The sequence below is a fragment of the Micromonospora ferruginea genome, assembly GCF_013694245.2.
GTDB classification, from domain to species: domain Bacteria; phylum Actinomycetota; class Actinomycetes; order Mycobacteriales; family Micromonosporaceae; genus Micromonospora; species Micromonospora robiginosa.
This window is the reverse complement of record NZ_CP059322.2, coordinates 1,101,474-1,114,113: the sequence shown is the minus strand read 5'-3', so window position 1 is coordinate 1,114,113 and position 12,640 is coordinate 1,101,474. Positions and strand designations below refer to the sequence as shown.

The 12,640-nt window shown below is 74.4% G+C and carries 12 protein-coding genes; 10 read left to right on the top strand and 2 right to left on the bottom strand.

Going from position 1 to position 12,640, the window contains the following annotated elements; all coding sequences use genetic code 11:
- The first annotated feature begins 54 nt into the window (after window positions 1–54).
- Window positions 55–3,156 (top strand): AfsR/SARP family transcriptional regulator, encoded by a 3,102-nt coding sequence (locus H1D33_RS05025; RefSeq protein ID WP_181569174.1) that lies wholly within the window; start codon window positions 55–57, stop codon window positions 3,154–3,156.
- 46 nt (window positions 3,157–3,202) lie between these two features.
- Here H1D33_RS05025 and H1D33_RS05020 read toward each other — a convergent pair whose 3' ends face one another.
- Together H1D33_RS05020 and H1D33_RS05015 are read right to left on the bottom strand one after the other, a co-directional pair.
- On the bottom strand, window positions 3,203–3,436 hold the full coding sequence (locus H1D33_RS05020; protein WP_181569175.1) for a hypothetical protein: 234 nt from the start codon (window positions 3,434–3,436) through the stop codon (window positions 3,203–3,205).
- A 5-nt stretch (window positions 3,437–3,441) separates the two neighbouring features.
- Window positions 3,442–4,632 carry a S53 family peptidase gene (locus H1D33_RS05015; protein WP_246411663.1) on the bottom strand — a complete coding sequence of 397 codons (1,191 nt, stop codon included), beginning with the start codon at window positions 4,630–4,632 and terminating at the stop codon, window positions 3,442–3,444.
- Between the two features lie 219 nt (window positions 4,633–4,851).
- On the opposite strand from H1D33_RS05015, the gene lysW reads away from it, so the two are divergent.
- The 9 genes from lysW to H1D33_RS04970 are packed head-to-tail and all read left to right on the top strand — an operon-like array spanning window position 4,852 to window position 12,638.
- Complete coding sequence (gene lysW / locus H1D33_RS05010; protein WP_181569177.1) at window positions 4,852–5,019, top strand: lysine biosynthesis protein LysW; 168 nt, start codon at window positions 4,852–4,854, stop codon at window positions 5,017–5,019.
- A 24-nt stretch (window positions 5,020–5,043) separates the two neighbouring features.
- Window positions 5,044–6,318, top strand: a complete 1,275-nt coding sequence (locus tag H1D33_RS05005; protein WP_181569178.1) for a DegT/DnrJ/EryC1/StrS family aminotransferase — start codon at window positions 5,044–5,046, stop codon at window positions 6,316–6,318.
- On the top strand, window positions 6,315–7,049 hold the full coding sequence (locus H1D33_RS05000; protein ID WP_181569179.1) for a sulfotransferase-like domain-containing protein: 735 nt from the start codon (window positions 6,315–6,317) through the stop codon (window positions 7,047–7,049). Before H1D33_RS05005 ends, H1D33_RS05000 begins: the two co-directional genes overlap by 4 nt.
- Window positions 7,046–7,903, top strand: coding sequence for a RimK family alpha-L-glutamate ligase (locus H1D33_RS04995; protein ID WP_181569180.1), 858 nt, complete (start codon window positions 7,046–7,048; stop codon window positions 7,901–7,903). The genes H1D33_RS05000 and H1D33_RS04995 overlap by 4 nt, the downstream gene beginning before the upstream one ends.
- The gene (argC, locus tag H1D33_RS04990; RefSeq protein ID WP_181569181.1) at window positions 7,900–8,925 is read left to right on the top strand and encodes an N-acetyl-gamma-glutamyl-phosphate reductase; all 1,026 of its coding nucleotides are present in this window, start codon (window positions 7,900–7,902) and stop codon (window positions 8,923–8,925) included. The genes H1D33_RS04995 and argC overlap by 4 nt, the downstream gene beginning before the upstream one ends.
- A 32-nt stretch (window positions 8,926–8,957) precedes the next feature.
- Entirely contained in the window at window positions 8,958–9,794 is an 837-nt protein-coding gene (locus tag H1D33_RS04985) for a [LysW]-aminoadipate kinase (RefSeq protein ID WP_181569182.1), read from the top strand.
- A complete protein-coding gene (locus H1D33_RS04980) occupies window positions 9,791–10,846 on the top strand; it encodes a M20/M25/M40 family metallo-hydrolase (protein WP_246411665.1) in 1,056 nt (351 codons plus the stop codon). The genes H1D33_RS04985 and H1D33_RS04980 overlap by 4 nt, the downstream gene beginning before the upstream one ends.
- The gene (locus tag H1D33_RS04975) at window positions 10,846–11,682 is read left to right on the top strand and encodes a transketolase (RefSeq protein WP_181569183.1); all 837 of its coding nucleotides are present in this window, start codon (window positions 10,846–10,848) and stop codon (window positions 11,680–11,682) included. The genes H1D33_RS04980 and H1D33_RS04975 overlap by 1 nt, the downstream gene beginning before the upstream one ends.
- Complete coding sequence (locus H1D33_RS04970; protein WP_246411667.1) at window positions 11,679–12,638, top strand: transketolase family protein; 960 nt, start codon at window positions 11,679–11,681, stop codon at window positions 12,636–12,638. Before H1D33_RS04975 ends, H1D33_RS04970 begins: the two co-directional genes overlap by 4 nt.
- The last annotated feature ends 2 nt before the right edge of the window (window positions 12,639–12,640 follow it).

Below are 12,640 nucleotides of genomic sequence, written 5' to 3'. Positions count from 1 at the left end.
CATGCAGGGCGCCCCGGCCGGCGCGGTCTCGACGGACAGCGAGGGGATGAGCACATGGAGTTTCGAGTGCTGGGTCCGGTGGAGATCCACTCGGACGACGTGGTCACGGTCGTCGGCGGACGGCAGCCTCGCCTGATCCTCGCGGTCCTCATCCTCGACGCGAACCGACCGGTACCGGTGGAGCGACTGATCGACCTGATCTGGGCGCAGGCGCCTCCGCCGAGCGCCCGGGCCGCGCTACAGGCCATGGTCTCGCGACTACGGGCGACGCTCCGCCGGATCGGCGCGCCGGCACATCTCGTCGGCGAGCGAGACGCCTATCGGCTGCAGGTGGAACCGATGCTCACGGACGTGCACCGCTTCTCCGCACTCGTTCAGCAGGTCAGCGACTCGCCTGACGACGACACCGTCGTCGGGGTGCTGGACCAGGCGCTCGCACTGTGGCGCGACGAGCCTCTCCTGGATGTGGTCGACGACGAGGTGCGCCACCGGCTCTGCGCCACCCTGCTGGAGGCGAGATCGACGGCCGTCGAGGACCGAGCGGAGGCGCTGCTGAGGCTCGGCCAGACCAGGAGAGTGGTACGGGATCTGGCCGGCGAGGTCGCCCGGCATCCCTACCGGCAGCGGCTCACCGGCCAGCTCATGCTCGCCCTGTATCGCGAGGGCCGACCGGACCGGGCACTGGAGGTCTACCGGCACCACCAGACCCGACTCGCCGACGAGCTCGGCCTCGATCCGGCCACCGACCTGACCCGGCTGCACCAGCTCATCCTGCAGGGCGATCCGGCACTCCGCGCCGAGCGGGCCCCGTCACCCGGTCCCCCTACCCCGTCCCCTCCCGCCGAGCTGCCCCCGGACGTGTCCGGATTCACCGGACGAGTGGTCGAGCTGACGCAACTCGATCGCGCCACGAGTGGATCCACCGCCCCGACGATCTGGATCCTCAGGGGCATCCCCGGGGTGGGAAAGACGGCGCTGGCGGTGCACTGGGCGCACCGGGCCCGCCACACCTTTCCCGACGGACAGTTGTTCATCGACCTACGAGGCTTCGACATCGAGCGGTCGCCGGTGACACCCTCGGCCGCGCTGGGCCAGTTGTTGGGCGGACTCGGCGTGGACCTCCGCAACGTGCCGGACGACGAGGACGCGCGAGCCACGCTGTTCCGATCGAGGATGGCCGGTCTGAGGATCCTCCTGGTGCTGGACAACGCCCGTGACGCTCGGCAGGTGTTGCCGCTGCTCCCCTCCGGCGGAACCGTCCTGATCACCAGCCGTCACCACCTCGGCGAGTTGGTGGTGCGGACCGGCGCCCGGTCCCTGCTGCTGAACACGCTCGACCCCACGGAGTCCGCTCAGCTCCTGGCCGTGATGCTCGGCGACGACGCTGTGCACGCGGAGGCCGCCGCGGCGGCGCGCCTCGCGCAACTCTGCGGGCACCTCCCCCTGGCCCTGCGCATCGCCGCGGCGAACCTGCAGGTCAGTGGCGAGTCGGGCATTGCCGGACTGACACGGGAGCTGACCGACGGCGATCCGCTGACCGGTCTCACGCTGAACGGCGCGGACGACGTCGCGGTGACGAGGACTTTCGCGCTGTCCTACCTGGCGATGCCGACGGCGGCGCGAAGGCTCTTCCGACGTCTCGGGCTCGTACCCGGGGTCAGCTTCACCGACGACGTCGCCGCCGCGCTCGACCCGGCAGCGTCCGGCACTGCGGGGAGGACCCTGCGCGCGCTGGCCGCGGCGCACCTCGTCGAGCAGCGGGCCAGCGGCCGGTATCGGTTCCATGACCTGCTCCGTCGCTACGCGGTCGACAGGCTCCTCGCCGAGGAGGACGACCGCGCACGCCACGACGCACGTGAGCGCCTGCTCAGCCACTATCTGAGCACGGCCGACGCGGCCGGCCGACGAGTCATCCCCCACTTCGTACGGCTGCCGCGACCGGTCCCGGAGGATCCCTTCGCCGACGTCGATGCGGCGCTCGGTTGGCTCGACGCGGAAGCGACCAACCTGATGGCGGCGATCCAGCACGCCGCCGAGCAAGGGCAACCACGCTACGCGTGGCAGCTCGCCGACGCCCTCCGCTCGTGGTTCCACCAACGGGGGCGACGCACCGAGTGGTTGGCCGCGGCGACCGCGGGGCTGACCGCGGCCGAGGCCGAACACGACGTCAGGGCAGAGGCGATCATGCACCTGAGCATCGCTCTCGCCCAGGTCACCTCCGGCCACTACGAAGACGCCCGCGAACACCTCCTCGCCGGCCTGCGGGTCAGCTCCGCGGATGACTGGCCCGAGGGCCGGATCGGCCTGCTGAACAACCTCAGCGCGGTGCACCAGCGCCTGGGCGACCCGAGAGCCGCCATCGACTGCGCCCGCAACTCCCTGACGCTCAATCGGCAACACGGCAGCGAGGGCGGAGAGACCATGCCCCTGGCCAACCTCGGCTTCGCCCACTGGCAACTCGGCGCGCTGGCCGAAGCCGACCGGAACATCCGGGCCGCGCTGAGCCGCGCGCGACAGAACAAGGCCCACTACAACGAAGCGGTGCTCCTGGTGGACCTCGCCGGCATATGCCGTGACCGGGGAGACCACGAACAGGCCGAACGACTGTACGACCGGGCGTTGAGCGCCAACCGAGACCTGAACTACCGGTACGGGGAGGCCACCGCGCTGAGCGGCCGCGCGTTGTTGTGGTCCACCACCGGCCGGGCAGCAGCAGCCGGCGCCGATGCGGAGCACGCGGTGACACTGACCCGCGAGATCGGCGACCTCGGCACCGAGGCGTGGGCCCGCGAGGCGCTCGGCCGGGTGCTGCTCGCCGCCGGCCTGCTGGCGGAGTCGGCGCAGGAGTTCGACCAGGCCCTCCACCTGGCCCGCCGGACGCGATTTGTCTGGTGCGAGGCCAACGCGCTGGTGGGGCTGGCCGCAGCATGTCTGGCTGCCGGAGACCCCGACGCTGCTCGCACGGATGCCGAGGCCGCGCTGCGCATCGCCGTCGAGGCGGGTTACCGGGTGATCGAGACGCACGCCGTGCGCTTACTGGCACGTCTCCGCGAGTCGGCGGACGATCGCGTGGGCGCGCGTGAGTTGCATCGCCGCGCCGATCGGCTGGCCGGCGAGATGGACCTCCGCGAGGGTCACCCGTACCTGGCCCGGTGAGGGGAGTCGGATCGGACCCCGCGCCCCTGAGGGGCCTTCCCGACCGTCAGCCCCGCGCCCGGTTGTGGCGCAGTCGGGCCAGGTCCTGCGGGCGCTCCCCGGGGCCGAGCGCGGCCGTCAACCGGGCCAGCCCGTCGTCGACGCGCCGCAGCGCGTGGTCGGGCCGGCCGGCCCGGCTGTCCAGCAGCGCCAGGCCCTTCGTCAGTGACGGCCCGCGCCTCGTCGTAGAGGTGCTCCCGCCGCGTGCCGACCGGCCCCCGAAATGGGAGCCGGCCGGCACGCGAGTCATCGTGGCGGGGCGAACGCCGATACGCCGTTGGGCGTGCCAAGGCCCGTCGGCGCGTCCCAGCCCCGCGAGCCGGTGCACAGGACACGCGGCGTGCAGGTGCCGGTGGAACCGCTGGTGACGTCGAACAGGCCACGACGGGCCGCGTAGGGGTAGCCAGCCGGAGCGCCCTGCCCACCGGCCGCGCCGGCCAGGGCGTACACCGCCGCGATGATCGGGGCCCCGGCGCTCGTGCCGCCGTCGATCCCCCAACCCACGTCGCCGTACGTCTGGTACACCGCGACGCCCGTCGCGGGGTCACCGACCGCGGCGACGTCGGCCGTGGCCCGCGTCGCGCAGGCCCGCACCCGGTGCTGGAAGGCCGGCTTCGCGATGTAGGCCGAGCAGCCGCCGCCCGAGCCGGACCATGCCGACTCGGTCCAGCCCCGCCAGTTCCACGCCCTGCGCAGCGAGGTGCCGCCGACCGCGACGACCCCCGCCGAGGACGCCGGATAGACCGGCCCCCCGGCCGCGCCGCTGTCACCGCTGGCCGCCGTGAAGACCACGCCCGGTGCCGAGAAGAACAACGGGTCGACCGTGAGCTCCAGCTCCTGCTCCGGCAGGCCCCAGCTCATCGACACGTACGACGCGCCGAGCGCGACGGCCGTGGACACCCCTTCGAGCAGGTTCAGCGAGGCGTCGTCGGCTTCGACCAGCAGAATCCGGCACGACGGGCACACGGCCGACACCATGTCCAGGTCGAGGCTGCTCTCCCCCGCCCAGGCCGGATCCGGCGCCGGCAGCGGGGCGGCGTCGCCCCGCTGGTTGACCTTGCGGAAGCAGCCGTTCGCGCTGGTGCACGGCGGTAGGCCGTACGTCGAGCGGTACACCTGCAGATCGGCCTCCGCGGCCGGGTTGTCGTAGGCGACCACGACCGCGATCGTGGCGTTGGTCCGGCTGAACGGCAGGCGGTAGGCGGAGCGCAGGTCGGCGGGGCCGAGCCCTTCGGGCCGCTCCGGACGACCGGACGGCTTCCCGTGCCGTACCCCGGTGCGCTTGAGCGCGAAGCACCGGAACTGTCCGGACGTGACCGGCGCCGCGCAGCTCGGCACCACGTCGGCGCCCGCGGCCGAGGCCGGCTCGGCCCGCGACGGGACCGCGACGGCCGCCACGGTGACCACCAGAGACAGGGCCAAGGCGCTGCGCGTCAAGGTTCGCACGATGTTGACCACACTGCTGCTCCTTCTGTCGGTCCGGCCGTCCGGCGGACGTGCCCCGCCGAGTCTGGTGGCCCCCGCGACGGGCGGGCAAGACGGATCGGGGCGCGCCGGCGATGTCTCGCCGGCGGGACGTCGATCGCTTGTCGGGCCAGGACAGCCACGGTAGACAGAGGCCACATCCCGCCCGACGACGCTCGCGAGGAGAATCAGGTGTCCACTGTGGCCTGCCCCGACTGCGAAGCCCGCGTGTCGCTCGACACGCCGGTGCTCAACGAGATCGTCGAGTGCGCCGAGTGCCGCAGCGAGCTCGAAGTGCTGTCCACCGATCCCGTGGTGCTCGGCAGAGCCCCCGAGGTCGAGGAGGACTGGGGCGAGTAGGCGACGAGGAGCGGGGAACACGCCATGTCCAAGCTTGCGGTGCTCGGCGGGACGCGAGCCGTCCCCGAGGGCACGACCGCGCCGCGGTGGCCGATCGTCACCGACGCGGAACGCGCGGCCGTGCTCGGCGTCGTCGACTCGGGGCGGTTCACCGTCGCCGCGGGCGGCGAGCAGGAGATCCCGGCGCTGGAGCGGGAGTGGGCGGACCGGGTCGGTGTCGGACACTGTGTGGCCGTCGCCAACGGCACCATCGGGCTGTCGATCGCGCTCGCCGCCGCCGGCGTCGGGCCCGGCGACGAGGTGGTCGTGCCGGCGCTGAGCTTCGTCGGCACCGCGCTCGCCGTCGTGCACCTCGGTGCCGTACCGGTCTTCGCCGACATCGACCCGGTCTCGTTCAACCTCGACCCGGACGCCCTGCGAACCGCGCTGTCGGACCGCACGGCCGCGGTGGTGCCGGTGCACCTGCACGGCCTGCCCGCCGACATGGACGAGATCGGCGCCGTCGCCGCGCGGCACCGCCTCGCGGTCGTCGAGGACGCGGCGCAGGCACACGGCGTCGCGTACCGCGGCCGTTGCACCGGCTCGCTCGGTGACCTGGCGGCGTTCAGCCTCAACGCCTCGAAGAACCTGCCGACGTGCGGCGAGGGCGGCCTGGTCACAACCGACGACGCCCGGCTGGCCGGGCGTGCGGCACTGCTGCGTCAGTTCGGCGAGCGGCTGCCCGCGCGCGGCGACCGGCCCTACCGGTCGGAGATCGCCGGCTGGAACGGCAAGATCAACGCTATTCAGGCGGCGTTCACCCGCGCCCAGCTCGCCCACCTCGACGAGTGGGCGCTGGCGCGGGACCGTAACGTACGGGCGTTCCTCGACCGGACCGCGGCCATCCCCGGGCTCGTCGCGCCGACGGCGCCGGACGACCGCGAGCACGGCTGGCACATCCTGCGCTTCCGGCTGCGCCCGGCCGCGTTCGACCTGCCGGAGACCGCCGGCGGTGCCCTGCGGGCGGCGATCTGCCGGGTGCTACGGGGCGAAGGGGTGCCGGCCTCGCGCTACCAGAGCATGCCCCTGTCGCGGCAACCGCTCTTCGCCGACGGCGGGCCGGCCTGTCGCCGCGGCGACGCCCCGGTGACCGAGGCGGTCGTCGCCGACTCCTTCGTGCTGCAACGGGTCCACCTGCACCCGGACGCGGGTCCGTTGCTGGATCGCGTCGCCGACGCGCTGGAGAAGGTGTGGGAGCACCGCGCGACGCTGGCGGTGCTGGCCCGCGCCCAGCACGGCGGGGACCGGGTGGCGGCGTGACCGGGACCGTCATCGTGCTGTGGAGCGTCCCGCGCTCGCGCTCGACCGCGTTCTTCCGGATGATGCTGCAACGCGGCGACCACATCGCCGTCCACGAGCCGTTCTCCACCCTGGCCGAGCACGGCGCGGCCGACGTCGGCGGCCGCATCGCGCACGACGAGGCCGGCGTCGTCGCGGCCCTGCGCGAGTTGGCCGACCGGGCGCCCGTCTTCGTCAAGGACACCACCGACGCCCGCTACCCGGCGGTCCTCGCCGACGAGGCGTTCCTGGGCGGCCTGGCCCGCAGCGCGTTCCTGATCCGCCGCCCGGCCGAGACCATCCCGTCGTACTACGCCGTGAACCCCCGGGTGCGGTCCGAGCAGATCGGCTTCACGCACCTGCGGGAGCTGTTCGAGCGGGTGCGCTCGCTGACCGGAACGACACCCCCGGTCATCGACGCCGAGGACCTCGTCGCCGCGCCCGAGACAACGGTGGCGCGATTCTGCGCCCTGCTCGGGCTGCGGTTCCTGCCCGAGGCGATGACGTGGCCGGCGGGCGACCGGCCGGAGTGGCAGGCGACCCGCCGCTGGCACGCCGACGTCGCGCGGAGCACCGCGCTCACCCGCCGGCCGCCCAGCCATGCCGTGGACCTCGACGCCGTGCCACATCTGGCCGGCTACCTGGCCCACCACGAGCCGGTGTACCGCGAGCTGCGCCGGCACCGGATCCGACCGGCGGGTGAGCGGCTGTGAACGCGCCGACGGTGGCGCTGCTGGCCTCCACCATCCGCGTCGAGGAGAAGCAGATCATGGCGGCCCTGTCCCGGCGGGACCTCGCCTACACCCGGGTGGACCCGCGCCGGCTGAGGTTCAACACCGACGGGCCGGGACCGCCGTACTCGTTCGCCCTCAACCGCGAGATCAGCCAGACCCGGGCCGAGTACGCCGCCGAGGCGCTGGAAGCGTGTGGCGTCGTCGGCGTCAACAGCGCCGCCGCCGTCGGCACCTGCGGCGACAAGTGGCGCACCTCGCTGGCGCTGCGCGCGCGGGGCCTGCCCACGCCCCGCACCGCGCTGGCGTTGACCCCGCAGGCGGCGCTCGACGCCCTCGACGAACTGGGCTATCCGGCCGTCATCAAGCCGCTCGTCGGGTCCTGGGGTCGCCTCGTCGGCCGGCTGACCTGCCGGGACGCGGCAGAGACGGTGCTGGAGCACGTCGCCGCGCTGCCCTCGCCGCGCTCGCACGTGGTGTACCTCCAGGAGCAGATCACGACGGTGCGCCGCGACCTGCGGGTGATCGTCGTCGGCGACCAGGCCGTCGGCGTCACCTGGCGTCGCGCCGAGGGGTGGCGGGCCAACGTCGCGACCGGCGCGAGCAGCGTCCGCTGCCTGCTCACCGCGCCGATCAGCGAACTGGCCGTCGCCGCCACCGAGGCGGTCGGGGCCGAGATCGCCGGCGTGGACCTGCTGGAGGACCGCGCCGGCGGCCTGTACGTGCTGGAGGTCAACCACCGGGTCGAGTTCGCCGGGTTCCAGGCCGCGCACGGCGACCGGGTGGACGTCGCCGAGCGGATCGCCGACTATCTCGGACGGCGGGCCGGCGCGTGATCCGCGCCGCGATCATCGGCGCCGCGGGCTACATCGGCGGCGAACTGCTGCGCCTGCTCCTAGGCCACCCCGACGTGACCGTCACCGCCGCCGTCTCCGCGAGCTCGACCGGGCGGCGGGTCGACGGCACGCACCCCAACCTGCGCTCGCTGACCGACCTGACGTTCTGCGCCATGGACCGACTCGGCGCGTGCGACGTGCTGTTCCACGCCGGCGGTCACCGGGCGGGCATGACGGTCCTGCCCGGCCTCCTCGACCACGGCGCCGTGCTCGTCGACCTCTCCGGCGACTTCCGCCTCGCCGACCCCGTGGTCTACGAGCGGTGGTACGGCGTCGCGCACGCCGCGCCCCGTCTGCTCCCCACCTTCGTGCCCGGCCTGCCAGAGACGCAGCGCAAACGGCTGACGCAGGCCGACCGGATCAGCGTGCCCGGCTGCATGGCCACGGCGGGGATCCTGGCGCTGCAACCGCTCACCGCGGCCGGGCTCGTCGCCGGCCAGGTCTGGGTCGACGCCCGCACCGGCTCCAGCGGCTCCGGCGGGCGGCCCGGCGAAGGCAACGTGCACGCCGAACGGGCCGGCGCGATGCGGGTGTTCGCACCTGCCGGTCACCGGCACGAAGCGGAGATCGCCGAGGCGACCGGCGTCGAGGTGGGCATGTCGGTGACCGGGGTGGAGGCGGTGCGCGGCGTGCAGGTGCTGTGCCGGGTACGGCTGGCGGAGGGCGTGGACGAACGGCTCGTGCGGGACACGTACCGGCTGCGCTACGCCGACGAGCCGTTCGTGCGGGTCGTCGCCCAGCGACGCGGCCTGTACCGGCTGCCCGAGCCGAAGATCCTCGCCGGGTCGAACTTCTGCGATGTCGGCTTCGCCCTCGGCGGGCGCGGCCGGGAGGCGGTGCTCGTCGCGGCGCTCGACAACCTCGTCAAGGGCGGTGCCGGCAACGCCGTGCAGTGCATGAACATCCGGTTCGGCCTGCCCGAGCGGCGTGGCCTGGACTTCCCCGGCCTGCACCCGAACTGACCAACCGTCCAGCCCGCCCCCGAAGGAGGCCGATGTCGGACATCATCGTGGTGAAGTGCGGCGGCACGGCCGCCGTCGACTCCGCCGCCGTCTGCGCCGACGTCGCGGCGGTCAGGGCGGCCGGTCGGCGGGTCGTGCTGGTCCACGGCGGCTCCGCTCAGATCGACGCGATCGCCGCCCGGCTGGGCGTCGCGCAGCGCCGGATCACCGCGCCGGACGGCTCGTCGGCCCGCTACACCGACCCGGCCACACTCGAGGTGGTGCTGCTGGCCCTCGCGGGTGCGGTCAAACCGCGCCTCGTCGCCGCGCTGACCGCCGCCGGGGCGCCGGCGGTCGGACTCACCGGCCTGGACGCCGGGCTCATCGTCGCCCGCCGCCACGGGCCGCACCGGGCGGTGATCGACGGGCGGACCCGGCTGGTACGCGACAACCACACCGGCCGGATCGTGGCGGTCCACGCCGGACTGCTGCGTACGCTGCTGGACGCCGGCACGGTGCCGGTGGTCTCACCGCCCGCCCTCGGGCTGGACGGCGCGCCGGTCAACATCGACGCCGACCGGGCCGCGGCCGCCGTCGCCGTCGCCCTCGGCGCTCGACGCCTGCTGCTGCTCACCGCCGCGCCGGGGGTGCTGGCCGACCCGGCCGACGAGCGGACGGTCCGCGACGTGGTGACGCTGACTCCGGACGGTGGACCGCCCGCGGGCGTGGGCGGCGGCGCGACGGTGAAGCTGCTCGCCGCGCGGGACGCGCTGCGCGCCGGTGTCGGAGGCGTGATGATCGCCGACGGGCGGGCCCACCAACCGGTACGGGCCGCCCTCGACGGCGCGGGCACACGGGTGCGCCTGACCGGGACGACGGTACCGGCGTGACCCCGCACGCCGCCGAACGGCTGCTCCAGGACATGGTGCGGATCCCGTCGCCGTCCGGGGACGAGGGACGGCTGGCCCGCCTCGTCGTCGCGCGGATGCGGACGCTCGGCTTCACCGCGCGGGTCGACGCGGCCGGCAACGCGGTCGGCGAGCTCGACCGCGGCGACGGGCCCACCGTCATGCTCCTCGGCCACCTCGACACCGCCGGCGACACGCTTCCCGTGCGCGTCGCGAACGGCCGCCTGTACGGCCGTGGCGCCGTCGACGCCAAGGGCCCCCTCGCCACCATGATCAGCGCCGCCGCCGGGGCGAGCCGGGCGCGCGGCCGCGTCGTCGTCGTCGGCGCCGTCGAGGAGGAACTGCCCAGCTCCCGCGGTGCCCGGCTGGTCGGCAGCAGCCACCCACCACCGTCGGCGCTCGTCGTCGGTGAGCCGAGCGGCTGGTCGACCGTCGTCCTGGGGTACAAGGGCAAGCTCGACCTGCGCTACCGGGTGACGTGCCCGGCCGGCCACCCGACCCGCCCCGGGCCGAAGGCGGTCGAGCTGGCCGCCGCCGCCTGGGAGACGCTCACCGCGCTCGCCGGCACACCCGACGCGCACACAACGTTCGACCGACCGGCGACGACCCTGTGCTCGCTGCGCGGCGACCTGACCGAGGCCGAGGCCGAGTTCACGGTACGCACCCCGCTCGGGTTCGACGCCGACGCGCTCGTCGACGAGTTGCGCCGCCGGCTGCCGGCCGGGCGGCTGGAGGTGTGCGCCAGCGTGCCGGCGTGCCGGGTCGAGCGGCGTGATCCGGCGGTGCGCGCCCTGGTTGGCGGCGTTCGCGCGCAGGGCGGCACGGTCGGTTACAAGGTGAAGACCGCGACCTCCGACATGAACACGCTGGCCGAGTACTGGAACGTGCCGATGGCCTGCTACGGGCCCGGGGACAGCAGGCTCGACCACAGCGCCGACGAGCACCTCGAACTGGCCGAGTACCACCGGGCGATCGCGACCCTGCGTTGGGCCGTCGAGCGCCTCACCACCGCACCGGCGACCGGGAGCAGATGATGAGCGTAGTGACGCCGCCACGGGCCGACACCGCCGCCGCGCGGGTGCGCCGGCGCATCGTGCAGATGTGCGGGCACGCCCGCGGCGGGCACCTCGGCGGCTCGATGTCGCTGGTGGAGATCCTGCTGACGCTGTACCAGGACGTCATGCGGGTCGACCCGGAGCGCCTCGACGACCCGGACCGGGACATCATGGTGCTGAGCAAGGGCCACGGCGCGATCGGGCTGTACGCGGTACTCGCCGAGTGCGGCTTCCTGCCCGAGTCCGCGGTCGCCGGGTACGGCCGTCCCGGCGGCACGCTGCTCGCGCACCCGGTCCCCGACGTCGCCGGAGTCGAGGCTCCGACCGGCGCGCTGGGCCACGGGCTGCCACTCGGCGTCGGGTACGCCCTGGCGATGCGGCTCGACGAGGCCGAGCGCCGTTGCTTCGTGGTGCTCGGCGACGGCGAGTTGCAGGAGGGCTCGGTGTGGGAGGCGGCGATGGCGGCGGCCGCGCACCGGCTCGACCGGCTCGTCGCCGTCGTCGACCGCAACGGCCTGCAGATCACCGGACCGACCGAGGAGGTGCTGGCGCTGGAGCCACTCGCGGCGAAGTGGGCGAGCTTCGGGTGGACGGTGCGTGCCGTCGACGGCCACGACCGCGACCGGCTGCGCGCCGCGCTGTCCGCGCCCGCGGAGTCCGGACGGCCGACCGTCGTGCTCGCCACCACCGTCAAGGGCAAAGGACTGCCGTACGTCGAGGACCAGGTGCACAGCCACTACGCCCGGCTCGGGGAGCGCCAGCTCACCCGGGCCATGGCGGCCCTGCAGCAGGACACACGGGCGGCGCGGCCGTGAGCGCCCCGGGCACCGCGGCCCGACCGGCCCGCGAGGTGTGCGCGCAGCTCCTGGCCGAGCTGATGCTCGCCGACGAGCGCCTGGTGTGCCTGGACAGCGACACCGGGCAGTTCACGCGGGTGGACTTCGGCGCCGCCGCCGACCGGTACGTCAACCTGGGCATCGCCGAGCAGAACCTGCTGGGCGCCGCGGCCGGTCTGGCCCGGGCCGGCCGTATCCCGGTCGTGCACACGATGGCGACGTTCGCCGCCACCCGCGCCCTGGAGGCGGTGAAGATCGACGTCGCCTTCGGCAACCTCGCGGTGCACATCGTGGCCACCCACGGCGGGCTCTCCGCCGGCAGCCTCGGCCCGACCCACCACGCGCTGGAGGACGTCGCGGTGCTGCGAACCCTGCCGAACCTGCGTGTCGTCGTGCCGGCCGACGCGGACGACGCCGCCGGCCTGCTGCGGCAGTGCCTCGACGGCCCGGGTCCGAGCTACCTACGGCTCGGGCGGGAGGGCACCCCACCGCTGCCGCCACGCCCGTCGCCGGCACTGCTCGGCCGGGCCCAGGTGCTGCGGCCGATCGGCGGAGACGTGACCATCGTCGGCTGCGGGCCCCGTCCCGTCCGGCTCGCGCTCCAGGCCGCCGACGCGCTCACCGCCTCCGGCGTCGCCACCACGGTGCTCGACATGCACACGGTCAAGCCCCTCGATGTGGCGACGTTGACCGCCGCGGCCGGCAACGACACGGTGCTCACCGTCGAGGACCACTGGGCGGCCGGCGGGCTGGGCTCGGCCGTCGCCGAGTGCCTCGCCGAACGGGGCACCCGGGTCCGGCGGATCGGCGCGCCGGATCGGTTCTTCCCGTACGCGGGCGAGCACGAGGACCTGCTGGAGCGGGCCGGCGTGACGGCGGCCCGGGTGGTGGCGGCGGCGCACGCGATGCTCGCCGAGACGCCGCGCCGGCGGTAGCT

Coding starts and splice junctions, on each gene's coding strand:
- H1D33_RS04975 (WP_181569183.1), top strand. CDS start 10,846: ATGAGCGTAGTGACGCCGCCACGGGCCGACACCGCCGCCGCGCGGGTG.
- H1D33_RS05005 (WP_181569178.1), top strand. CDS start 5,044: ATGTCCAAGCTTGCGGTGCTCGGCGGGACGCGAGCCGTCCCCGAGGGC.
- H1D33_RS04985 (WP_181569182.1), top strand. CDS start 8,958: ATGTCGGACATCATCGTGGTGAAGTGCGGCGGCACGGCCGCCGTCGAC.
- H1D33_RS05025 (WP_181569174.1), top strand. CDS start 55: ATGGAGTTTCGAGTGCTGGGTCCGGTGGAGATCCACTCGGACGACGTG.